The organism is Paenibacillus oryzisoli, from assembly GCF_001653565.1.
Classification (GTDB): domain Bacteria; phylum Bacillota; class Bacilli; order Paenibacillales; family NBRC-103111; genus Paenibacillus_E; species Paenibacillus_E oryzisoli.
In genome coordinates, this window is record NZ_LYPB01000091.1 from 98494 (window position 1) to 123159 (window position 24666).

A 24666-nucleotide genomic window follows, 5' to 3' on the forward strand; every position below is an offset into this window, starting at 1 on the left:
AGAATCAAAATAAAATCCAGCAACAATTATGTTGCTGGAAGTAGAATTTGTGCAATCTGCTGCAAAAGGCGCTCATGATTGAAGGCCGTATGTTCATTCCAAGGTGCCTCCCAACCCGCATATCCAGGGGTAAAATGAACCCTCTCCTTCTTTACTGCTGATAGATTTCGCCACTCCCCCTGTTTAGCAAGATCTGCCCACGTCGCTTGGGAAATGGGATCCTTGCAAATATTCAGAATTAATTGATCAGCCTCAAATTCCGCTAATTCCAGCACTTTCACGGACTTCGTCCACTGAAATTGATCCAACTGAATCGCTGGGCTTACTCCCAGATCATCATACAGCACCGTTCCAGCAAGCCGTCCCCACACGAGTATTTCGTTGTGATGAACCGTGATGACTAACACTTTATCCTCTTGAATCGTTAGCTTAACGTTCTCTCTTAATTCTGCAGCCCTCAGGTCGTAGCTGTGCAGCCATTTCACTGCCTCTTTCGATTTACCTAGGAAATTGCCAATGTGGTTCAAATGATCCCGCCAGTTACGATCCCATGGTAAAAATAAAGTCGGAGCAGTTTCTGTAAGTTTCACTTGCTCATCTTTAGGAATCCAGGCGTCAATGCCTATAATGCAATCAGGTGCTGACTGCCGCAAAGCCGTTAAATTGAAATCATAATGATGACTCAACGGAACCGTTACATCATAAGCATATTTATTTCGATAAAAATCAGTCCAATAATGATCCATCGGCGCGGCATATGGAATTATTTGAAGTGCCAGTAATTGTCCAATATTTACCCAACTGTACGCGGCGACTTTCATCTTCGTATTTTTCAAATACACCGCTGGTGCCATACCCATATGTTTCTTAAAATTAGTGCTGAAATAAATCTCATTCTTATACCCTACTTGAAAAGCGATATCGCGAATGGAGGCATTCGGGAGCTCACGCATGAGTTCCTTCGCTTTACTTAACCGTAATTCAGTAACGTATTCAATAACGCCTTTACCAAATTTTTCTTTAAATAATCGCATAAAATGAAACCGGCTTAAACCAGCTCTTGCTGCCAAAGCTTCGATCGTAATTTCTTCCGTGTAGTCCCGTTCTAACATGAACTTCGCGTATTCCAACGCAATTGAGGTTTTGTGTTCTTCATTTTGCAAAACCAGACTAAGCAGCTCATAGAAGCCCGCTTCTGCCCGGAAACGATCTGCGATGGTACCTTGCTCCCAATGAGTCACAATCATTCTGACGAGTGGAATGACCGTAGATACGGGAAGATGAATCGCTTCGCCTTCTCCTGGGAACGTGTTGACAGATTGGATACTCGGCTCAGCGGCATTCTTATGCGCTATAGCTGCTGCTTGAAACCGAAGTACATAAACCCCATGATCTTCGTCTTTAGGCAGACCTACTTCAATAAGTTGTCCTGGCTTACAAATGAACACGGTGCCTACTCGCAATGCGAAGTATTGACCATTGATGACCAAACGGCCTTCCGTCGTATCCGAGATGACTAGCATAAGTGAGTCTGCCTTAATAAAATCTCGTTCAACTGGCCATTGCAAATCCTTTATCACAATTCGTTCAATGTTCGTCAACTTGTACCACAAAGTGTTATAGGGATGCTCGTCTTCTACTTCTGAAGGAGTGATCTCTTCGTTCATCTATGCTCGCTCCCTGTTTATCGAATTAAACGCGTAAAAGACGAGGGAATCCCCCGTCATTACAAGGTTTATTTGATTAGCTTACTTAGAACATCATCAATAATTAATTGATTGGCGATCACATTTTGATTGAACCAGTGACCCGAATCCACTTCATACACATGACCTTGCTTTACCGCGGGCAATTGCTGCCACAATGGGTTATCCAAGGGAGGTTTCGCACGACCTTTGCCAGATAGCACGAAAATGTAATCAACATCATCGAGCTGCGCCAGCGTTTCCAAGGCATATGTATCATAGTCTCCCTTTAGCATTTTCGGCTGTTTAAATCCAAAGCCTTGGTACAGTAACTTTCCGCTATAGAAATTCGCACCGAATAATTTAAATCCTTTTTCATTGGCGGATTGGAATAATACGGCCGATTTATCCCCAACAGCTGTGCGAATCTTATCTTTAGAAGCCGCTAACTTCTCATCATATTTCTTAATTGCCTGCTCAGCTTCCTTGACTTTACCCAGCACTTCGCCTAGTTTGGCAACATTTCCGCGCCAGTCATTCTCGTCATTAGATAAGACGTAAGTAGGAGCAATTTTGGAGAAATCCTCATAAGTCCCATTCTTCATGTAGGTTGGTGCTGCTAGAATAATGAGATCTGGATTATGACTTAACGTCTGCTCAGGTTTAAGTCCACCTGCCATGTCCAATACAGGAACCTCGCTTAATACATTTTGCAAATACTGCTGAGGTTCGCCAGCTGCGGACCATTGTGCGACAGGCTTAATGCCGATTGCGGTTAGTCCATCTTCGAGGAAAGGAGCAATGACACGTTTAACCTCACCAGGAATTTTCACTTCATGACCCATAGCATCCTTCAGGATACGTTCTTGCGGTGCTTTTGCTGCAGCTGTCTCTGCGGCTTGTGTTGTACTTGCAGGCGATGCTGCACTTTTCGTATCCGTACCAGCTCCACAACCGGCTAGGAATAATGAAGACACGAGTAAAACTGCTGCGAAACTAACTAATTTTCTTGCTTGAATCATAATAAATCCCCCTAGATGATACTGATAATCATTATCGATATCTAGGAGTATATAGGACAATGCGTCATTTGTGAATACGTAAAAATGCTGACTTTTTTTCTTTCAACCGCACGATTGCATAGTTTGGAGAATTCAACAAGCCCAATACGGTATGCGCATTGAGCTTGAATTCACTATTTTCTTAAAGACGTGTGCTGCTTCACAAAATTAACGCCAATACGCACTTCATCCAGCTGTTTAATGGATTCATCGTATTGACTAGTTAGAACGCACATAAACAAAATATCAATGAGATGAAGCTGTGCGAGACGCGAAGAAGTGGCTGCGCTTCGAAAAACCTCTTCCTGTTTGGCAGACACGTATAAACGAATATCGGCAATCTCACTGATTGGAGACAATCCGTAGCTCGTCAGACTTATAGTCTTTGCGCCTTTCTCTTTGGCTAACTCTAGCATTTTCCCCACTTCGTAGGTCTCGCCCGAGAAAGATATACCAACGACTACATCATCTATGGATGACTTCGATACTAACATGGCCGAGGTATGAAAGTCCGTATGTGCCGTCGTGAATCGGTTAATACGAACGAATTTCAGCTGGGCATCTTGAGCGATGACTGCAGAAGCGCCGATACCGAAGAAATGGATGCTTTTCGCCTGCTGCAGAGCCAGAACCGCTTGGGCAAGAGCTTCATAATTTAGTATTTCAGCGGTTTCCTGTAACGCTCGAACGCTACTATTCGTCACTTTTTGAACAATAGCGTCCTGTGTCTCGTTGGGTTGTATATCCGAAAAGCTAGTTTCACTTACATTGCGTATATCTCCGGCTACTCGAAGTTTTAATTCCTGAAACCCACTGAGTCCAGCTGATTTGCACAATCTAATGACGGCAGACGCGCTTGTTGAGCTTAGTTCCCCCAGCTCATTCGCTGTACAGCGGATAGCTTCATGAGGGTTTTCAATAATATATTGGGCAATCTTACGCTCAGAAAGCGGCAATTGCTCTGCAATTTCTTGAAGCATAATTAGGCCGCCTGATAGCGACTTTGCAAGATGGTTATCCGAGATGGTTCCCACTCCCTTCGATGGTGGATTGACCTTAACTACGCCTTCAATCATACCATGAACGAAGCGTCTTTGGAAAAAACATACAATGGGAGCTGATCTTTAGAGAGATTGCCACTGCTTGGCGTACACAAAGAGCTGCCAATTGGCAGCTCTTTCCATGCAGTAATTCACTTTCCTTGAACCATCAATTGGCCTCTTGCTCTCCCAAAATGTCCACCAGACTTATCCAAAGCTTGCACCACTGTCGAATAGTCAACCTTGCATTGCAGCATGAGGATTGCCACGCGCGCATCGCCTTTAGCTAAATCGCAGTAACGACGTGCCTCATCTTCAGTCGTGGGTGTTGCTTCCATGACGATATTAATAACACGATGACGAAGCTTGTCGTTAGTCGCCTGAACGTTAACCATCAGATTCTTGTATATTTTACCTAGACGAATCATCGTAGCTGTTGACATCATATTCAACACTAGTTTTTGAGCAGTTGCCGCTTTAAGGCGAGTGGAGCCCGTCACGACTTCTGGTCCAACGCTCACTTCAATGGCATAGTCAACCCATTGACTTAAAGGCGTAGCTGTATTACACGAAAGTCCAACGGTCAATATTCCCAGCTTCTTAGCCTCTTGAACAGCCCCAAGTACATATGGCGTTCTGCCGCTTGCTGCTATCCCAACCAAGACATCCCCGCTATGCAAACGTGTTCGTACTTCATCTCTTCCTACTTCGCCATTATCCTCGGCATCCTCTACTGCTTCAAATATAGCTTGGGAGCCCCCGGCAATAATCGCTGTCACAAGCTCTTTGTCCGTGCCAAATGTAGGCGGGCATTCCGCTGCATCCAAGATCCCCAGCCTTCCACTCGTTCCAGCTCCGATATAAAATAATCGGCCACCGTTTGCCATCTTGTTAACAATAGCCTCAATAGCGCGTTCAATTTGTGGGAGAGCCTGTTTTACTGCTAAAGGCACCTTCTGATCTTCCTCATTCATCAAAGTAATAATCTCGCGTGCGCTTAGTTGATCTAACTGTTCACTTCGCTCATTTCGTTGTTCAGTCGTTAATTTATGGTTCATGGTGTTTTCGTAAACTCCCTTCATCCGGATTTATTTCACTGCACCTGCGGTCATGCCACCTGTAATCTGCCTTTGGAAGATAAAATAGAACAGCAGCACAGGTACCATGGCGATCGTTAACGCTGCGAACAATGGGCCCCATTCGGTCCGATACTGCATCTCGGCCTGCATAACGGCAATCCCAACAGGCAAGGTATATTTCCCAGGTGTACTAATGAAGACCAGGGCCATAATGTATTCATTCCAAATATTCAGGACCGTCACAATAGCCAGTGACACGAGGCCAGGCTTTGCTAACGGAAGCATGACACGGAAGAATGTGCCGTAATGGTTGGCACCATCGATAGCCGCTGCTTCTTCCAGCTCTTTAGGAAGCGTTTTGAAGAAGCCAACCAGCATGAACACACCGAATGGCACGGCGGTTATCGCATATATCAACATTAGCCCGCTGAGCGTATTGGTCAAATGAAGATCATTCATAAGGAAGAAGAGCGGAATAATGCCTAGAAATGCCGGTATCATTTTATATGCCAAGTAGGAAAGAAAGAGCAGGTTACTCCCTCTAAAAGCAAACCTCGCAATGACATAGGCTGTAGTCGCTGACAATAACACACCAGCAATCGTGCTGACGGTTGTTACACTAATGGAATTGATGAAATAATTGCCGAATTTATACTTCTGCCATACATAAGAATAATTCTCCCAAAGTAAAGGGAAATTCGGCAGCGCCCAGGGATGACCTAACAAGAACTGCTTATTATCCTTTAACGAAGCAATAACCGTCCAAAATAACGGATACATCACGCATAGGGACCAAATGCCGAGAATGACTGTCATACTCCAGGTCTGTAGTCTAGTTTGTCTCATCTACCGTTCATCTCCTGCTCATCTTAGGTCAATTCGATGGTTTCTCTCTTCATCAGACGCTGGAGCGTGATGGTTGTAATTAAAGCAATGACAAGGATTAATACCCCGATTGCTGCTCCGTAACTGAAATTACCGTAATGGAAAGCTTGCGCATATAAATAGGAACTCATGACTTGTGTTGCATTATCCACACCGCCTTCGAAGGTCATAATGCTGACAATGACGAAGGAACCACTGAGCGTTGTTGTGACAATCCAGATAACAGAAGTTTGGACTTGCTCCCAAGCCAAGGGAAGTGTAATTTTCCAAAATTGCTGCCAATGCTCGGCTCCATCGATGTTCGCAGATTCATATAAGGATTCAGGAATGCTGAGTATGCCTGCGATAAGCAAAATAATCGTAAAACCGATACCCGCCCAAATGGATGTTGGCAATAAGGCGAAGATCGACCATTTTCCACCCAACCAGGCAAACTCGAAAGATTTTCCAGTAACACTCGAAATAAAGGAGTTCACAAATCCGATATTTGGATTATAAATAAACCGCCACAGAACACCCACGATAACGACCGAAATGACATTCGGGATAAAAAAAACAGAACGGTAGAAGCCAGCTCCTTTGATTTTGAATCGCGTGAGTGCAACCGCCAGCAGTAAAGAGGGAATCATAAAACCAATTACTTTGCCAAAGACTAGAATATAATCGTTACGAATCGCTTTCGGGATAACCTCATCGTGGAACATATGCTTATAATTATCAAATCCGATAAAATTGTACGTCTCTGAACCGCCCGACCAATCAAAGAGGCTCAAGTAAATCCCCTTCATCATCGGGTACACGAGAAAGATACAATACAGGATCAGTGTTGGCAAAATGAATGATGCGACAAATAGTTTCCGCTGCAGGTTAGATCCCAATTTCATTGCTCCATGCCTCCAATCAGGTTGTCATTCCAAAAGCAAGATGGATACTTCTCTCAGGTTAATGAAGTGAAGTATCCATCCCTTCTTGGCTTATCTAAGTTTACTTCGCTTTATCACGTTGTTTCGCTGCGCCTTCTTCCAGACGTGTTGCCCACTCGTCTTTCGTAATTTTGCCAGTTACCAAAGCTAACGTAGCATCTTTTTCAATCTTGAACAGTTCTTCTGCAAGAACAGGAACCGGTGCAATGATCACATCTGACGCAGAGAAGTACGCGCTAGCTTGCTTCACAAGTGAACTTACTTTATCTGATTTGTTCAAATCCGCTTTCACATTGAGTATGGAGCCTGTCAATTCAGCCCAAGCAACGGCTTGCTTCTTCGTGAATACATACTGCAAGTACGCTTTTGCCACATCTGGATTTTTCGCCTTTTTCGCGATACCCATCGTCGCTGTTGAAGGAATAATAATAGGTTTGCCACCTTTATCTTGAACCACAGAAGGGATGAAGCCGAATTCAAAGCCAGTCGGGATATCCTTTTTCATTTCATTTTCAATCCATAGGCCATTCGGGATAAAAGCTGCTTTATGTTGCAGGAATTGCATTTGCGAATCTGTATGATTAAGAGCTGCTGCACTACCGTCGATAAATCCCTTTGTATTAAGCTCAATCAATTTATCGAGAGCTTTCATGACAGGAGCACTTTTGAATACACCCGCTTCAAGCGAGTTGATCTTGTTAATAATGGATGGGTCGCTGCCATTCGCTGCGACAATCGCCGAATTCAGCAAACCGCCAATGATATATTGTGGATAAACCCCTGTATGGATATACGGTGACATTTTGCCGGAATCTTTAATCTTTTGCAAAGTGTCTGTGAAGCTAGCCCAATCTTTCGGCTCATTCCAGCTGTTCTTGCGCAATTCAGCTTTGTCATAGAAAGTTCCGTAGGATCCGAATACAATCGGCAAGGTAAAAGCTTTGCCTGGTTGGTACTCTTCCGGTTTACTGAACAGAACATCCGTGATTTTCTCACCATCGACGTTCTTCGCATCCTTGAGCCAATCGGTTAAATCCATCAATTGATTATCAAGGAACATCTGTCTTGCATTGGAGCCTGCTCCATTGATAAATACCAAGTCTGGCGGGTTACCTTGAATCCAACGCGGTTTCATCTGCTCATTAATCGTTGGTCCCGCTGTTTGTGTAATTTTCAGCTTCGGATTCAGTTTCTGAAATTCGTCAAGAGATTGTTTCCACCAAGCATCGCCATAGCCACCGACAAAGTATTGAATTTCAAACTCACCTGTCAATTCTTTCGCGCTGGCCGTTTCGGCCGGTTTTGCAGAGGATACAGCTGGACTTGGACTTGCCTCTTTGTTCGGTTCAGCCGTACCGCACGCCGTTACTAATCCTGCAGTTACCATAACGCCCATAAGACTTGCACTAATTGACTTCATTTTCATACCATTGATCCCCTTTTTAAATAGAATGGATGATATCATTGTGCGAAAGAATCTCAGCTGTAAGTTAACATCCTAAGTATTCGCATGAAAATACTAAGGATTATATATAAAAAGAAGCTTCGAAAGCCTTCTTTTTGTATTCTTTTACTTTTTAGAAAGCTGTTTAACAAATTGTATGCCTAGTCGAACCTCGTCCAGCAATTCAATTGATGTATCATAATCAGCAGTAAGTACAGAGATGAACAAAATGTCAATAACATGCAACTGAGCAAGTCGCGATGATGTTGCTGCGCTACGAAAAACCTCTTCTTGCTTAGGCGACACATACAAATTAATATCCGCCATTTCACTAAGGGGTGATAAACCGTAACTGGTTAGGCTGATGGTTGTCGCACCTTTTTGCTTAGCTAATTCCAATACCTTGCTTACCTCGAACGTTTCTCCCGAAAATGAGATGCCGATTACTACGTCTTTCGGTCTCGTTTGCGTTACCAGCATGGCAGATAAATGATAATCTGAGCTGGATGTGGTGAATGGATTAATCCGTACGAATTTCATATGAGCATCTTGCGCAATGACGCCAGATGCCCCAATGCCATAGAAGTGAATTTTTTCTGCTTGCTTTATAACTTCGACTGCTCGTGCCAACGCCTCATAATTCATAATCTCTGCGGTTTCTTGCAAGGAGCGTATACTGTTGTTTGTCATTTTTTGTACAATAGATTGCTGTGTTTCGTGGGAAATAAAGTCTGTAAAATCTGTCTCTGATGTATTGCGTATATCCCCAGCTATTCGTAGCTTTAACTCTTGAAATCCACTGAGTCCCAACGACTTGCATAACCGGATAACCGCTGATGCACTTGTAGCGCTTAATTCACCCAACTCATTGGCTGTGCTGCGTATGGCCTCTTGGGGATTCTCCATGATATAAAGGGCTATTTTGCGCTCGGAAAGCGGTAATTGCTCCGCAATTTCTTTCAGCATTATCAAACCGCCTGTCAGAGATTCGGCAAGGTGGTTTGCCATAAACTTACCTCCTTATAGGTGCTGTTTAGTAATGGCTTCCATGGCTACGATGACAGCGCCATTCACAGGATCTGCGAACGCAGGTTGATAGCAGCCCAGCCTATGCACCTTCAAACCCTCCATGAACTGGTTCCTAACAATATCCGAGTACATAAAGATTGATCCTGCAACCGTGACCGGCGTTAATTCATGGAAGGCGTCTGATTTTCTTCGTAACCCGCGTACCAAGTCAACAAGCTCATTACCTGCTTCTTTTAAGATATTCACTGCTACCGGGTCTAATTCTATGGACGATTCAATGACCAGTCTAGCTAAGCTGGCAATCACTTGCTTATTCGGAACGTCACGATAAATATACTGCACGAGGTCATGTTCCGTTGCTAGCTGTAATCTTGCTAAAATCATCCCGGTTAATTGTGTAGGAGATTCCCTGCAATCATAGGCTTTACAGACAGCACTAAGCGCTTGGAGTCCAATCGAATAACCGCTTCCTTCATCACCTAAAATGTGCCCCCATCCCCCGTTAAAAGCTAAATCCCCATTCCGTGACAACCCAATCGCGTTAGATCCTGTTCCCGAGATAACGAGTATGCCTTCTTGATTCTCAGGATGCATCGCCCCACGAAGGGCGATCAATAAATCACTTTTTACAGTGATGCCAATATCCTCATGTAGATGTAATTCCTTGGCAATCTGTTTCAGCTCCAGTACAACGGATAGTCTATCCTTTTCTAAACGCGTACCGGCAATGCCTGCACAAATCCCAATAACTTCACTGGGCTGGATGTCATGAACCTTCAGACCCTCATTTATGAGAGAATGCAGCCTTTTTTTCATTGTCTCCACACCAACAGTCAGTACGTTCGTACCATCACCGACAATAATGCTTTGACATCTCATTAGATGATTATAATTCTCTACTCGCTGGAAGGCACATGTCGTTTTCGTTCCGCCCCCATCAATCCCAATGATATAAGGCATAATAGGATCACTCCAAGTAGTTAGTATTAGTATAGTCAAATTATATGCGAGTTAAAATTTAATGTCAATATTTTTTAATTTTTATTGAAACGATATTTTAAAATTCGACGAATTCAGTTGTCACTGAGGATTAATCATTGACCATGAACTCACAAAATCCTCTCCCAGTCAGCACTAGCCTTCTAGAAGAGGATTCAGCTTGATATATACGATTACCTAATGAACAGAAGCCGCTTGAATTTCTTTAAACGCCCAGAACTCCTCCGTTACATCAGACCATTTGGCTTTCGTGCCAGATAATGGCTCTTGACCGAGTAGTTTGTTGATCATGACTACGGCTTCCGCACGAGTCAATCTCATCTCCGGGCGGAAAGTTCCATCCGCATAACCGCTGATAATTCCAGCTGCCTTTACTTCTTTAATCGCCACTTGCGCCCAATGATCGACCACGTCTGCGAAGCTTCCACCGACTGCGTCAGGCTTCACCGTCAACAGCTTGGCTGCGATGCTCGCCATCTCCGCGCGCGTGATTGATTGTTCAGATTTGAAACTGCCATCTGGATAGCCTGACATCAACCCCATTCTCGCCACTTGATCAATCGCGTCCTTCGCCCAATGTGTCGATTCTACATCCGTGTAGGCGATGCCTGCTTGCGTTGTCGTCTTATCGAATACACGGGTCAATATCGTTGCCATTTCAGCACGGGTGATGCTTCTTTCAGCTCCAAATGTGCCATCAGGATAACCAGACATATAAGCATTGCGCTGCTTGACCGGTGTTGCCGCCGCAGCGTTCCAACCCTTTATTTGCACAATCGTAAATGTACTAAATTTGTTCACCGCGAAGCGAATGCCGAGTTGGCCGTTTTGGTCAAACTTTACAATATCTCCTCGAACGAATTCTTTTGTGCCGTCACTATGTTCAATGTAAATACCTAGATCGTTCTTCTGCTCATCGCTAAGCGCCACGTCGCCGAGCGGCAACGTCAGCGTTACTGTGCGACCCTGCAGATTCGTTTCAATCATCATCGGACGACCGATCACTTCGGCGCTTCCCAATTTTGCGATGAGGAGCACGGCTTGCTCAGTTTTTGCACGCTGTTCGACTGCATCGTGCTCTTCTTTCTTTTTGATCGGTACAACGCGGAAGTAGGTATCATTGCCAAGCCCTTGTAGCGAGCGGCCAGGAATATTAATCCGCGCGTTGCCCGTAACAACTTCGAGCCCTACGTTTGCGTTGGCTAATTGCTCGGTCGACGCTTTGGGGAGCTTCACATTCAATTCCACAACCTCGTCCTTCTCATCGGGAATGACGATTTTGGCCGAGTTGGAGCCTGCTGCTGCGAGTTGAGCGATCGTATCGCCCATTTGTTCAGATGTCAAATTGACTTCATCGCGCTTCTGTCCATTTGCATCCGGCGTGCGGTTGATGACAACTGCTATCACGATAGAACCGTCATCGCTTTTGCCACCCCCAACATGGATCGTTTCAGTCTGAGGATCAGTACCTGTATCATCATCGCTGCTTCCCGATACAGGTATTTGCAATTGAATAGAAGCTGTGAGAGGAATAGTCGTAACATTGCCTACCGCATCCTTCAACTCCATATATACCGTCTTTGCGCCATCTCCCGATGCAAGCAACCACGCTTTCGTTCCAGCTGCCGCCTCCCAGGAACTCCAAGTAGCATTGTCATTGGAAAAACGCATCTGTACACTTCCTGAACCTGCTCCATCGGAGCTGTATACGGCCAAAGTGACCGATGTTGTACTCGTTATGGCCGCTCCTCCGTTTATGCTCAGTGTCCCCGTCGGAGGCGTACTATCGAACGCTACTGTCCTGAACGTCATCTCGCTTCCATAGGTCGTTCCCACAACGTTAGTGGCATAGGCTCGGAAATAGTACGTCGTATCAGGCATTAAGTTCGCAAGGTCAAACGAGTACACCAGTGGACTGCTTGCGCCGCTGATCGCCACGTTCCCCTCACTGCCATCCGGATTCGGAGTAGTTCCATATACTACGCCAGTAACCGTAATCGGACTACTGCCGACGCTACTGATTTCCGTTTGGATCCTCGCAGAAGTCTCTGTCACATTATTGGCTGCTCTTGTCTGTACGGCAGGGGCCGCTGGCACAATTAACCTGTTTACCGTAAAACTCGCTGTTTTCTCCGTGCCTGCCACATATTTTATTAGTACCAGAAGCTCCGTATCGCTTATATAATCTGGCAGAACACTGTCAATACCAAACGTAATGGTTTTATCTTCATTAACAACCATCGTTTGAAGAGATAATGGCGATTCCGTTGCAACGCCATCTTTCGTCACCGTAAACGTTCCGCTAAATGAGCTTTTCAAAATATCAGTGGGCAATTCGCCAAAGCTTACAGTTAATTTGCCGTTTTCAGGTATGACGGCTGTGGTCAAATCTGTTACCGTAATCGAGCGGACGTCATATTTGGCGTTATCAGCAGTCGATGTTGCTCTAATCTCTGCCGTACCGATTCCCACCGCTGTAACAAGCCCATCTTCATTGACAGTTGCCACACCTTCATTGTCCGACGACCATTCCAGCGTTTTAACGGAAGCATCCCCAGGCAGCACTTCGGCTTGCAACTGAACAGCATCGCCAACGCCCAATACTTTGGCAGTTGTGTCCAAGACCACTGATTCCACTGGTTTCGGTGCGATAGCCAAGTGGATCGTCCACGTGTTTTGGAACTGGGCCGCATGTAGTTCCGGATTTATTTTAATCACGATTTGTGGCTCTGTCTCCTCAACGGTAATGTTATCATCTTTGGCAATAACGCCCAGAGCCTTGCGGTCAACAGTGACAGTTAGTTCTTTATTGCCATTTACTGTTGGGTTCATCACGGCAATTTTCATGGTGTTATCCGCATATTCCCGAACAATAACAGACCCTTCATCGCTGACAGTAACACCACCTGCACTTTTTGTCATCCGCGCAAAGTTGTTAAGAGCAGTAATACCCAAGGCGTCGTGCTTAACGGCTTGCAAATCTGCCGTATTAGACAGCACTTTAAATTTCGGGGCTTCCGCGTATGCCGCCACCTCTTGGGAATTCATACCGGGAAGTAAGGCATATTCATAGGAGGATCCATTAGGGTTCGTTCCATGGTCGACATACATGGTCAAGTAATTATCCGTTACAGGCGTATCATCATAAAACATGGAAGGGTTATCGTTTATTGTCTTCCATGATTCTGTACGTGATTCTCTTAATACGTTTAAATTGGAGTTAACTGGGAAGTAATAACCAATATCGGAACCCTCGACTCTGCCCTCGAGATAAGCCCATTTTGGATTTTCAACAGTTTCGCTATAGCCTAATGCAGAAGATTTGGTCACGCCATCAACGACAAAGGTATTGCTGCCTGCAGAATTAAGCCTCCTGTTCTCTACAATCGATTCTACAGAGCGACCTTTGGTACTGGTAATTCCTGCACCTAGCGCGACAATTTCATTATCAAATATGAACCATGATTTTTTAGCCCTCAAATCCATATCTTTGGCGTTAGTGCCTTTTGTATTATCCTGGAGGTCCGTTTTATCCAAGGCCATACCTGCCACCGCATAACCATCCAACTTTGAAGCTCCTACCCATCTCATATTGGGGTTAACAGAGGAACTTGTTCCGCTTGTTCCTAGAACCTCGATTTGTTCAATCGGTTTGGTATCAACCGTAGTCCCTGGCAGTCGTTTATAGTCAACCGTAGCCCAGTAATTTTCCGCAAATTGCATAATGTCATTATTATACAGATACGTAAAACCGTCCGATGTATGTGCACCCCGTCTGTTTTCCTGATTACCCGCTTCAAACGACGCTACCCTATAATTGTACATGGCCACATCAAACAAATATTCGTCTCTCTTCACGGTTGTACGAGCCATACGATTGAAGGTGAAAGCACCTGTTGCTTCCGCTTCCGGCGTGATTGACTGATCCTGCAGCACACTTTTAAATAACTGTCTGTCAAATAGGCTTTTCGTTTCCAACAGCTTCGGGTTAGCAAGTAAATGTGACTTCGCAGCTGCCTTAAAGTGGGTTGCCAGTGAAACATTGACCGATTGCGCAAGCATAATCAACCCTTTGATGTGTGAATTTGCGCTAGTTCCTTCAACAGCTTTGGTTTGCCTTGATGCCGACCGTCCCCAGGTTGAATACAACAGCATCCCCTTGTACATCTGAGGCAAGTATGCGGTATCAACTGCTTGATATACGCGGCTAACATCGGTCTCGTTAGGCCCATAGGCTGAATCGCCAATTACATACAAAATTTCACTGATGCCGCGAAGGCTTTCGGTCCCATAGCTGTTCGTGTACGGAACGTTGCTATGCTCAATGAATGAACCGTCATAATAGATGCCAGTGCCGGTTGTAACAAGTTCAAGAACCTGGCTGCTCGAATTAAGCAGCTTGCTGGAAGCCTCCGTGATTCGGGCAGAATCTTTGGTTAATACGCCATGCATCATAACGATTAAACTTTTGTCTACGCGATTAGCCGCGATAGCGTTGCCTCCAGTTACAACGGTATCCGCTTTCGGTGAGAACACTTTCACCTTAGCCATATACTTGTTGATATTGGCTTGCGGCAGGTAATCGTAGAGCAGCGTTACGATGTTGTTCACTTCCTTAGGCATGCCGATATCTCTTTCCCACCAGTTGGATATCGCCCATTTGGGACTCGTCGTGAACAGTGTACTGTCCATCCACTCCAATCCAAAAATAATGTCCCTATATAAGTCCGCATTGTATTGGAGTGGTGATCCTTCCGCAACGTAAGCCACGGACATGTCTAACAGAAATTTATAGTACATCTGGAACTCTCTTGAGCGATTGCCAATATCCGCATCAGTCCAGAGCTGGGAGACGGTATTGGCACTTTTGTTCATTTTCTCCCAATACATTTGTCCTCTAGCCACTCTTTCATCAATTATGGCTTTGATTTCTGGATCTGTTACGTCATAGTCTTTATAAAATATGTAATCTGACCACCGTTTACGCATACGGTCAAATTCATCCTCCGAATACGCCGTAACAGTGACCTGGCAAAAGGCTGAATAGGCACCAAAAGTCGCCGTAATCGTTACGGTACCCGCGCCTTTACTAAAAACTACACCATTTTTCACTGTGGCAACGCTTTCGTCAGATGACGACCATTGGATTGGATCCTTTGCATTGATGGGTGTCCGACTTGCTTGGAGTACAACATTTTTGCCTTGCGCAATCGTCACTGCAGTCTGGTCAAGGCTAAGACCCGTTACATGACTGCTAGCCGTAACTATACAGGTGGCTGTCTTATCTGGATTTTCAACGGAAGTTACTGTAATTGTCGCGGTGCCATCAACTAAACCTTTTACCAAACCATTGTTATCGACTGAGATGATCGAAGGATCAGAGCTGGACCATATGACCGCTTTATTGGAAGCGCTCATAGGAGAGATCGTAGCATTCAACAAATGCTCGGTACCTGTCAGAATAGTAAGTGTCGACGCATCCAAGTTCACAGTATCAACAGCCGTCGGAACAGGTTTAATCACGAGATTATCTAGCCAGAATTCGCCTGTGTTCCATGGGGTAGTTGTTCGCGTACTTGTTACAAATATAAATTTAATTCCAGTGATTTCATTATTATTTGGCGCTGTAAAGGTTGCCGTGTATGTCTTCCAACCCTGATTAGCCGTTATTGTAGCATGATTTATGCGATCAGGGCTGGCACTTCCTGTTGAAGTGCCATCACTCTTTACAAACTCGGTACGTAATTGCACTGTTGAAGTGTTGGCTCCTGTTTTGACATCCACTGAAAGGGTGTACTTGCCATTGGCTACCGCGGGCAAATCAGTGATTTTCTCTAAATAGCCGACGGATTGTATGTACTGTACGTGAAGAGACTGAGTTCCTTCTGTTTTCTGGGTTGTATCGTAGGTAGCTGAGGATAAGTTAACTGCGCCATGATTTTTACCGAGCTTCCACTCTTTTCCAACCGTGGCCGTCATGGGTCGACCTTGTACAAAGACATCAGTCGTATCGGCTGGATTGATTTCATCCGGCTCAAAACCTCCTCCTTTCAGAATCATATTGTTTGAATCGGCAGCTAGTGCAATCGGCTGCACAAAGTCAAAACAACTAAGCGCTATGACGATGCTGAGAAACATGGCTAAACTTTTTTTAATTTGTAACAATAACTATTCCTCCTCCGATTCGACTTTTTCTGTCATTGCACTTGTTGTATGTCATGGATGTAAGCACAACAGTTGCCTGCTATGTACGTATCCTACTAGGAACGCTCATCTTCTGACAATGACCAATTCTTGTAACAAACAATCCTTTATTTAAAAAAGAGAAGTCCTTGTGCAGCAAGGCTTCTCCTCTTGTAAATTCGCTTTTTTAGTCATGACAATGGCAGCTGATAATAATATTTGGGCATTCTAATTATGATACTCATGCCTATCCACTACCCCTTGGCATAACGCCACTGCAATGTCATGATCATGTCCTAATATTGAACCTTTTGGTCTGGTGGATTTTCTACGTACCCAGTGGTAGAATATAGGAGGTTGTCCCAATTTCACAATTAGAGGAGAATGGTCATGTCAATTAATGCTTATTTGAATTTCCAAGGAAACACGCGCGAAGTTGTGACTTTCTATGCTGAAGTATTTAATTTGCCCACTCCCAAAATCATTACATTCGGCGATATGCCAGCACATCCTGACTATCCGCTTCCTGAGGAAGCTAAGAATGGCGTTATGCACACGCGTCTAGATATTAACGGAAGCCCGCTCATGTTCTCTGATGTTTTCCCTGGTATGCCCTATGTAGTAGGCAACAATATTAGTCTTTCCTACGTTAGCGCTAACGCCGATGAAATCCAAAATGCTTTCCATAAGCTCAAAGAAGGCGGAAAAATTGGCATGGAGCTTCAAGCAACGGACTGGAGCAAGTTGTATGGCCAAGTTGAGGACAAGTTTGGCATTCTTTGGCAGTTCAATCTTGACAGTGGTGAAAGTTTCTAATAATCACTACGCACACATAGGTCTGGCAAATGAAAAGGATTCCAGAACTCACTTTCTTCAAGTGAGTTAACGGAATCCTTCTTCTTTCCCCTATAAGATAGGTGATATCAGCTTCGAAATTGATTCCAGGAATCGGATGCGAAGCGATCGCTTCTCATATTCCTCGAGCGTCAACTCCATACACCCCGCCATGTCCATCCAGAAAGTCTCTTCCAGCTTCGATGCCGTCTCTTCATGAAACATCAGTGCATTCGTCTCAAAATTAAGCCTTAGACTGCGAATATCGAAATTCGCAGTACCGACGGAGGCTACTTTGCCATCGACGATAATTGTTTTGGCATGTAGAAATCCGTGATCATACAAATAACATTTCACGCCTGCCCTTAACAGCTCACCCACATAATACAAGGAAGCCCAATGCACGAATAAATGATCAGCCTTCTCAGGAATCATTATTCTGACATCAATCCCCGATAACGCTGCAATTCGTAATGCATTCAACATACTTTCTTCGGGAATAAAATAAGGTGTTTGCAGCAATATTCGACTTTTGGCCAGATGGATCAGCTTCAGAAATGTGTATACAAAGTGCGGCCAAGTTTCATTCGGACCACTTGCAATAATTTGCATGGGAACATGTCCTTGCTTGGCTTTCTCCAAAATCGCAGGGAAATACGTCATTTCAACGTCCAATGTTTCTGTCGAGGCCAGGTTCCAATCTAGGATGAACCGTGATTGCAACGCCCTCACGACACTGCCCGACAATCGAAGATGGGTATCCCGCCAATAACCAAATTTCGGATCCAAGCCCAGATACTCATTCCCAATATTGAATCCGCCAATATAGCCAACCTGACCGTCAATAATCACAAGCTTGCGATGATTTCGATAGTTCACACGATAATTAAGAAAAGGAATACTTGACGGAAAGAATGCCGCCTTTTGACCACCAGCCTGCTTGAAGTCTTTGAAAAAAGAATCCTTTAACGTACGTGACCCAATATCATCGTAGAGAAACCGCACGGTTACCCCTTGTTTCGCTTTGCGTGTGAGCACTTCCATAATCCGCTGGCCCAAGGTATCATTTTTCACAATATAATATTGCATATGAATATGGTGCTGGGCAGCTTCCATTCGGTCAATCAAATCATTAAACTTCTCGACCCCATCTGTGAAAATGTGTACGTCGTTATCTTGCGACAGAAATGAATCATTCGTAGCAACATTCAAATAAATTAAATAGCGATACTCCATAACCATCGGATCAATATAGGGAAAAGTCCCCTCCATAAGCTGCTGCCGCTGCTCGCCAATCACAGTCTGCATCCGCTCTTGCATTCGCTTATTCCATTTATACAGCTTTCGGCGGCTTAAGTTTTGTCCCAACATCACATACAAGAGAAAGCCTAGAATAGGAATGAATAATAACACCATTAACCATGACCATGTGGCAGCCACATTACGCTTTTCTAAGAATACCACGGTAAGCGCCAATAAAATATTTACGACGAACAACAACGTCAATACATGAGAAACCCAATCCATGCCCATCCCTACCACTCCAACTCTCTTTACTCGTCTATGTCTATTATACCTGAATTTTCTAGATAACGAAAAAAGCCTCCTCATTCTTTCGAATTTAGAGGCTTTCTTCCTATACGTGAGAAGTCATTTGGTTGTAAAGCGTGATATATTGCTGTGCCGATTTGCGCCAGCTAAAGTCACCTTTTTTCATATTGTTCCCAATTTTCAACCAACTATCACGATCATTTTTGTAAAAGAAAACCGCTCTTCTAATGATATGCAGCATATCATGCGCATTATAATTCGTGAAGGAGAACCCGGTGCCTTCCCCTGTAAACTCATTATAAGGCTGTACGGTGTCCTTCAGACCGCCAGTTTCACGTACGATTGGCACGGAACGATAGCGCAGTGCAATCAACTGTCCGATGCCACATGGCTCGAATTGTGATGGCATTAAGAAGAGATCGGACGCCGCGTAGAACTGATGTGCTAACGCTTCATCAAAATAAATATGAGCTGACACCTTAGTCGGGTGCGTGATGGCAGCGTTCCTGAACATTTGTTCATAAACAGGTTCGCCAGTTCCAAGAACGACGAGCTGGATGTCCAAGGCAAGAATTTCACGGAGCACATGCTGTATCAGATCTAGACCCTTCTGTTGGACAAGACGAGTGACCAGTACAATCATCGGAATATCACCACTCACAGGAAGTCCTAGACGCTCCTGAAGCGCTGTCTTATTCTGTGTCTTCTTCGATAAAGAATCCCGGTAATTCACAACCAAATTTTTGTCCGTCATTGGATCGAAGATGTCATAATCAATCCCATTCACGATACCTGTTAATTGATCTTTGCGGTGACGCAGCAAGCTGTCCAGGAACTCGCCGTAATACGGTGTTTGGATCTCTTCTGCATACGTCTGACTAACCGTTGTGATCTGATCAGCATAGAGCAGTCCACCCTTCAGGAAGCTTGCGCCTCCATGAAGCTCTAGGGCTGTTCCTGAGAAGTGATCATCGGACAAACCGAACAAATCCTTAAACACGCCTTGACCAAATACACCTTGGTATTTCAAATTGTGTACGGTTGTCATCGTCTTAATTTGGCTAAAGAAAGGCAAGTGGAGATAGTGCGCCTTCAGTAGAACAGGAATCATGCCCGCTTGCCAATCATGACAATGGATCACGTCGGGTTTGAAATCCAAGTACGGCAGGGCCTCAATGACCCCTTTGCAGAAGAAACCAAACCGCTCCGCCTCATCCCCGTAACCATAAATACCAGGACGCTTGTAGTAAAATTCATTATCGACAAAATAGAAGGTAACCCCTTCATGCACAAGCATATCAATTCCGATAAACTGCTTACGCCAACCCAATTGCACTTCAAATGATGCCAGTTGTGACATCTCATCCCGATACTTAGCTGGAATATCACCATATTTGGGTAAAATAACCCGCACATCAAGTCCTTGACGTGTCAGCTCCTTGGGTAAGGAGCCGATCACATCAGCGAGTCCACCTGTCTTTATAAAAGGAACGGCCTCCGAAGCCGCGAACAGTATTCTCATCATGCCACTCCTTCAACTTTGCTCGAACCTGATCTAATACCACATTGCAATTAGATCACTTTGGTTTTCGCTGCAATGAATGGTGCTTTATTGTCACCCGTTAATACGCGACCACGGCTAATGAAGACATCCTTATCTAGAATAGAATTCTCGATAATTACGTTTTCCTCGATTTCGCAGTTTTGCAGGATAATACTATTTTTCACGTAAGCGCCTTTGCGGATTTTCACTCCGCGGAATAGTATGCTGTTCTCTACTTTTCCTTCAATTTGGCAACCATTCGCGATTAGTGTATTTTTGGTAGCAGCAGTTTCCATATATTTCGCAGGCGGCTCATCCTTGACCTTGGTATAGACGAGATTGTTCTTTTGGAAGAACAGCTCCCGCCAAATGGCTGGGTTCAACAGCTGCATGCTGTGCTTGTAGTAGCCTTGTATGGAGTTCACAATGCCCAAATGACCTTCAAACTTATAGCCGTACACACTCAGTTTATCAATATTTTTCATAATACCGTCACGTACCAAATGGTCATACCCTTGCGCTAAGCAGGATTCCACCATATCCAATAGTAAAGCCTTGCTCATGATATACATTTCCATGGAGATGTTGTTTGTCCGCAGACGGCCTGTGTGATCTTCCATTAACGTCACCTGACCTGATTCCTTAACAGCCATACGGCGGAATTTACCATGAATTTCTTCATCCGTTTGTTTATAAATGACAGTGATGTCCGCTTGCATATCTTCATGGTAACGAACAGCATCGTTCAGATCCAGATTGCACACCATGTGACTGCGGGAAATGATTACGAACTCTTCTTTACCTCGGTAGAAATAGTCTCGATGACTATAGAACTGGTACAAATCTCCGCGCGAGATCCCCGTCGGCTCATCCAATACAGAAGGCAAAACGAAAAGTCCCCCACGCTTACGATCCAAGTCCCACTCTTTACCAGATCCCAGATGATCCATCAGTGAACGATATTTGTGCTGTGTGAATACAGCCACATTATCAATTCCGGAATTCACCATATTGGACAATGCAAAATCGATTAACCGATAACGACCGCCGAAAGGCACAGATGCCGGGCAGCGGAAATAAGTCAGTTCCTCCAAATCATCCGGTTCATTGACTAAATTAATGACTCCCATCACATGTTTCATCTGATATCATCCCTTCTGATTAGCGTAGCCTGTTACCCGTTCGTTACCGCCAATAAGTACAATTTCACCATTGCCATCAACAACTGCACCATCTTCAACGACTGTATTCTCACCAATAATGGCTTTGATAATCGTTACGTTATTACCGATCTTGGCATTCGGCATAATGACGGAATCCTTAATTTGGCTGCCTTCACCGACTTGCACGCCGAAAAAGAGAACAGAATGATCAACATCTCCAAAAATCGCACAACCTTCATTCACCAATGAACGTTTAATATTTGCCGTTGGCGCTACGTATTGTGCAGGTTGGTACGGATTCTGTGAATATACACGCCAATCTTTATCATTTAAGTTAAGTTCATTATTGTCATCTAAAAGGTCCATATTAGCTTCCCATAAACTATCAATGGTTCCGACATCCTTCCAATAGCCTTGGAATGGATAAGCAAACATTCTCGCTTCATCTTTCAACATCATAGGAATGATATCTTTCCCGAAATCCTTACTAGATTCAGGATTCGCCTCATCTTCAAGCAAATACGATTTCAAGGCCTTCCAGTTAAAAATGTAAATCCCCATAGAAGCCAAGTTAGAGTTTGCTTCCTTCGGCTTTTCAGCGAATTCCGTAATCTCTTGCTTCTCATTTACGCTCATGATGCCGAATCGGCTTGTCTCTTCCCATTTCACTTCGATAACCGCGATTGTTGCATCCGCTTTTTTCTCTTTGTGATAGGAGAGCATGAGATCGTAATCCATTTTATAAATATGGTCACCCGAGATGACCAAGACGTATTCGGGATCATACTGCTCAATAAAGCCGATATTCCGATAAATCGCGTTTGCAGTTCCTTTGTACCAATCTCCGCCTTTTTGCTCCATGAAGGGCGGCAGCACAGTTACGCCGCCATACTTGCGGTCAAGGTCCCAAGAGCTTCCAATACCAATGTACGTATTAAGCACGAGCGGCTGATACTGCGTAAGTACACCTACTGTATCAATCCCGGAATTCGTACAATTGCTGAGAGTAAAATCAATGATGCGATATTTGCCGCCAAAGTGAACAGCTGGCTTAGCTAAATTGTTCGTCAGTACGCCTAATCTTCGCCCTTCTCCTCCAGCGAGGAGCATAGCAACACATTCTTTACTGCGCATATTTGATTTCCCCCTTCACCTTCATCAATCTCTGATTGGAATTCACTCACACACTTGATATAGACAGCCGCAAGCGGCGGAATACATAACGATAAACTGTATGGCAAGCCATGCATGGAACTTGCTTTACTTGTGATTGGCAGTGTATTCCCCTGACCGGAACCACCGAACTCTGTCGCGTCGCTATTAAATACTACCTCATACAGTCCTAATTTCGGAACGCCGATTCGATAATCCGGATGAACAACGGGTGTAAAATTACACACAAGGATAAGTTCATCCTCCGGCGATTTCCCTTTTCGCATATAGGTGACAACACTTTGGCTCTCGTCATGGGGATTAATCCATGCAAAACCTACTGGATCATGATCCAGCTGCCACAAAGCCGGTTCGCTCAAATAAAATTGATTCAACGACTTCACATATCGATGCATCTGCTCGTGTTTCTCGTAGCCGTCAAGAAGAAACCAATCTAACTCTTCGAGATCCTTCCATTCATCGAATTGACCGAATTCACTTCCCATGAAGAGCAGCTTTTTCCCTGGATGCCCCGACATATAGCCATATAATACCCGCAGATTAGCGAATTTCTGCCAATAGTCTCCTGGCATCTTATGCAGGAGTGAACGCTTCCCATGCACGACCTCGTCATGCGACAAGGGGAGTACATAATTCTCACTCCACGCATACATGAACGAGAAAGTAATCAGCTTGTGATTATATCGGCGGTGGATGGGATCCAGTTTCATATATTTAAGCATATCGTTCATCCAACCCATATTCCACTTGTAGTTGAACCCAAGCCCACCTTCATGCACAGGAGCTGTCACAAGCGGCCAATCCGTGGAGTCTTCCGCCATCATCAGCGCGTCTGGGTAATAGGAGAATATAACTTGGTTTAACTTGCGAATGAACGCAACAGCTTCCAAATTCTCATCGCCGCCATGTTGATTAAAGATCGGTTCCTCATCCCATCTGCCGAAATTAAGATGCAGCATAGAAGCAACAGCGTCCACCCTAATCCCATCCATATGATACATGTCCATCCAAAATAACGCATTTGAAATTAAGAAACTCTGAACCTCTGGTCTCCCGAAATCGAAAGTAAGTGTCCCCCACTCCAGCTTCTCTGCTTTGCGAGGGTCTTCATATTCATATAGAGGCAAGCCATCAAACTGGCGGAGTCCATGACTGTCCTTGCAGAAATGGCCTGGGACCCAGTCCATAATGACCCCGATTCCCTTCTGATGACAGCGATCTACGAAACGCATGAAATCTTTGGGTGCTCCGTGACGACTCGTCACTGAAAAGTATCCCGTTGCTTGATACCCCCAAGAACGATCGAAGGGATGCTCCGCAAGGGGCATGACTTCAATATGGGTATACCCCATTTCAGCGGCATAATCCACCAATTCGTTGGTTAATTGTTCGTACGTATAGAGTTCCTCACTTGTACGATCTTTCTTACGCCAAGTACCCAAGTGTACCTCATAAATGGATAGCGGCTTGTTATAAGCGGGAACTTCCTTCTTCTGCTGTTGCCAAGCTTGATCTTGCCAATCATACCCCTCTAAATCAACAACCCGTGATGCCGTACCGGGTCTTAATTCAGAATAGAAGGCATAAGGATCAGCTTTTAACAAAATCTGCCCTGTCTGACTATGGATTTCGAACTTGTAATAGTCGCCTTCACGTGCTTCTGGAATGAACACCATCCAAAGTCCTAATGAACTAATTCTTTCCATCGTATGCTCGCCGGATTGCCAATCATTGAAATCACCAAGGACAAACACGAATCTCGCATGCGGTGCCCAAACGGCGAATCGAACACCTTCATGCCCTTTTTCTTTGCTAACATGTGCCCCTAAGATACGATAACTGTGGAAAAGGGATCCTTCATGAAGCAGAAATAAATCCTCGGAGCTGGGTATACCAACATTTGCTCCCACATTATCCCCCCTTATTTCGACATGTCTTTACCCAAAGATGCGTGTAATGAAACGACTCTACCTCTACAAATACAACAAAGAGGTAATGAATTCCTTCAATTCATTCTGAATAAAAAAAAGGAAATCTCTAAACCTTCGGTGAATTAATGGTAGGACATGATATG

General features: G+C 44.5%; 16 protein-coding genes. 1 reads left to right on the forward strand and 15 read right to left on the reverse strand.

The window, feature by feature from the left end; all coding sequences use genetic code 11:
* Positions 1-26: 26 nt before the first annotated feature.
* The 10 genes from A8708_RS30610 to A8708_RS30655 all read right to left on the reverse strand — a co-directional run bounded on the left by A8708_RS30610 (position 27) and on the right by A8708_RS30655 (position 16310).
* The gene (locus tag A8708_RS30610) at positions 27-1667 is read right to left on the reverse strand and encodes an AraC family transcriptional regulator (protein ID WP_068670174.1); all 1641 of its coding nucleotides are present in this window, start codon (positions 1665-1667) and stop codon (positions 27-29) included.
* 68 nt (positions 1668-1735) lie between these two features.
* Complete coding sequence (locus A8708_RS30615) at positions 1736-2707, reverse strand: ABC transporter substrate-binding protein (RefSeq protein WP_068670176.1); 972 nt, start codon at positions 2705-2707, stop codon at positions 1736-1738.
* 173 nt (positions 2708-2880) lie between these two features.
* Positions 2881-3780: a MurR/RpiR family transcriptional regulator gene (locus A8708_RS30620; RefSeq protein WP_338044250.1), complete on the reverse strand. Its 900-nt coding sequence runs from the start codon at positions 3778-3780 to the stop codon at positions 2881-2883.
* A gap of 158 nt (positions 3781-3938) precedes the next feature.
* Positions 3939-4844, reverse strand: a complete 906-nt coding sequence (murQ, locus tag A8708_RS30625) for an N-acetylmuramic acid 6-phosphate etherase (protein WP_082927914.1) — start codon at positions 4842-4844, stop codon at positions 3939-3941.
* A gap of 30 nt (positions 4845-4874) precedes the next feature.
* Complete coding sequence (locus A8708_RS30630; RefSeq protein ID WP_068670182.1) at positions 4875-5711, reverse strand: carbohydrate ABC transporter permease; 837 nt, start codon at positions 5709-5711, stop codon at positions 4875-4877.
* Positions 5712-5734: 23 nt separating this feature from the next.
* Positions 5735-6634 (reverse strand): carbohydrate ABC transporter permease, encoded by a 900-nt coding sequence (locus tag A8708_RS30635; protein ID WP_068670183.1) that lies wholly within the window; start codon positions 6632-6634, stop codon positions 5735-5737.
* 100 nt (positions 6635-6734) lie between these two features.
* On the reverse strand, positions 6735-8099 hold the full coding sequence (locus A8708_RS30640) for an extracellular solute-binding protein (protein ID WP_157265129.1): 1365 nt from the start codon (positions 8097-8099) through the stop codon (positions 6735-6737).
* A 144-nt stretch (positions 8100-8243) separates the two neighbouring features.
* Positions 8244-9125 (reverse strand): MurR/RpiR family transcriptional regulator, encoded by an 882-nt coding sequence (locus A8708_RS30645; protein ID WP_068670185.1) that lies wholly within the window; start codon positions 9123-9125, stop codon positions 8244-8246.
* 12 nt (positions 9126-9137) lie between these two features.
* On the reverse strand, positions 9138-10106 hold the full coding sequence (locus A8708_RS30650; protein ID WP_068670187.1) for an N-acetylglucosamine kinase: 969 nt from the start codon (positions 10104-10106) through the stop codon (positions 9138-9140).
* A 216-nt stretch (positions 10107-10322) separates the two neighbouring features.
* Entirely contained in the window at positions 10323-16310 is a 5988-nt protein-coding gene (locus A8708_RS30655) for a polysaccharide lyase family 8 super-sandwich domain-containing protein (protein WP_068670188.1), read from the reverse strand.
* Between the two features lie 408 nt (positions 16311-16718).
* On the opposite strand from A8708_RS30655, the gene A8708_RS30660 reads away from it, so the two are divergent.
* Positions 16719-17144 carry a VOC family protein gene (locus A8708_RS30660; RefSeq protein ID WP_056620783.1) on the forward strand — a complete coding sequence of 142 codons (426 nt, stop codon included), beginning with the start codon at positions 16719-16721 and terminating at the stop codon, positions 17142-17144.
* Positions 17145-17234: 90 nt separating this feature from the next.
* On the opposite strand, the gene cls is transcribed toward A8708_RS30660, so the two are convergent.
* The 5 genes from cls to glgB all read right to left on the reverse strand — a co-directional run bounded on the left by cls (position 17235) and on the right by glgB (position 24502).
* Positions 17235-18689 carry a cardiolipin synthase gene (gene cls / locus A8708_RS30665; protein ID WP_068670439.1) on the reverse strand — a complete coding sequence of 485 codons (1455 nt, stop codon included), beginning with the start codon at positions 18687-18689 and terminating at the stop codon, positions 17235-17237.
* 109 nt (positions 18690-18798) lie between these two features.
* Positions 18799-20235: a glycogen synthase GlgA gene (glgA, locus tag A8708_RS30670; protein WP_068670190.1), complete on the reverse strand. Its 1437-nt coding sequence runs from the start codon at positions 20233-20235 to the stop codon at positions 18799-18801.
* A gap of 50 nt (positions 20236-20285) precedes the next feature.
* On the reverse strand, positions 20286-21398 hold the full coding sequence (gene glgD / locus A8708_RS30675) for a glucose-1-phosphate adenylyltransferase subunit GlgD (protein ID WP_068670192.1): 1113 nt from the start codon (positions 21396-21398) through the stop codon (positions 20286-20288).
* A gap of 6 nt (positions 21399-21404) precedes the next feature.
* A complete protein-coding gene (locus A8708_RS30680; protein ID WP_068670193.1) occupies positions 21405-22553 on the reverse strand; it encodes a glucose-1-phosphate adenylyltransferase in 1149 nt (382 codons plus the stop codon).
* A complete protein-coding gene (gene glgB, locus A8708_RS30685) occupies positions 22496-24502 on the reverse strand; it encodes a 1,4-alpha-glucan branching protein GlgB (RefSeq protein WP_068670194.1) in 2007 nt (668 codons plus the stop codon). The genes A8708_RS30680 and glgB overlap by 58 nt, the downstream gene beginning before the upstream one ends.
* Between the last annotated feature and the right edge of the window lie 164 nt (positions 24503-24666).

Coding starts and splice junctions, on each gene's coding strand:
- glgA (WP_068670190.1), bottom strand. CDS start 20,235: ATGAGAATACTGTTCGCGGCTTCGGAGGCCGTTCCTTTTATAAAGACA.
- A8708_RS30645 (WP_068670185.1), bottom strand. CDS start 9,125: ATGGCAAACCACCTTGCCGAATCTCTGACAGGCGGTTTGATAATGCTG.
- A8708_RS30610 (WP_068670174.1), bottom strand. CDS start 1,667: ATGAACGAAGAGATCACTCCTTCAGAAGTAGAAGACGAGCATCCCTAT.
- murQ (WP_082927914.1), bottom strand. CDS start 4,844: ATGAACCATAAATTAACGACTGAACAACGAAATGAGCGAAGTGAACAG.
- A8708_RS30635 (WP_068670183.1), bottom strand. CDS start 6,634: ATGAAATTGGGATCTAACCTGCAGCGGAAACTATTTGTCGCATCATTC.
- A8708_RS30630 (WP_068670182.1), bottom strand. CDS start 5,711: ATGAGACAAACTAGACTACAGACCTGGAGTATGACAGTCATTCTCGGC.
- A8708_RS30680 (WP_068670193.1), bottom strand. CDS start 22,553: ATGCGCAGTAAAGAATGTGTTGCTATGCTCCTCGCTGGAGGAGAAGGG.
- A8708_RS30650 (WP_068670187.1), bottom strand. CDS start 10,106: ATGCCTTATATCATTGGGATTGATGGGGGCGGAACGAAAACGACATGT.
- glgD (WP_068670192.1), bottom strand. CDS start 21,398: ATGAAACATGTGATGGGAGTCATTAATTTAGTCAATGAACCGGATGAT.
- A8708_RS30640 (WP_157265129.1), bottom strand. CDS start 8,099: ATGAAAATGAAGTCAATTAGTGCAAGTCTTATGGGCGTTATGGTAACT.
- cls (WP_068670439.1), bottom strand. CDS start 18,689: ATGGATTGGGTTTCTCATGTATTGACGTTGTTGTTCGTCGTAAATATT.
- A8708_RS30615 (WP_068670176.1), bottom strand. CDS start 2,707: ATGATTCAAGCAAGAAAATTAGTTAGTTTCGCAGCAGTTTTACTCGTG.
- A8708_RS30660 (WP_056620783.1), top strand. CDS start 16,719: ATGTCAATTAATGCTTATTTGAATTTCCAAGGAAACACGCGCGAAGTT.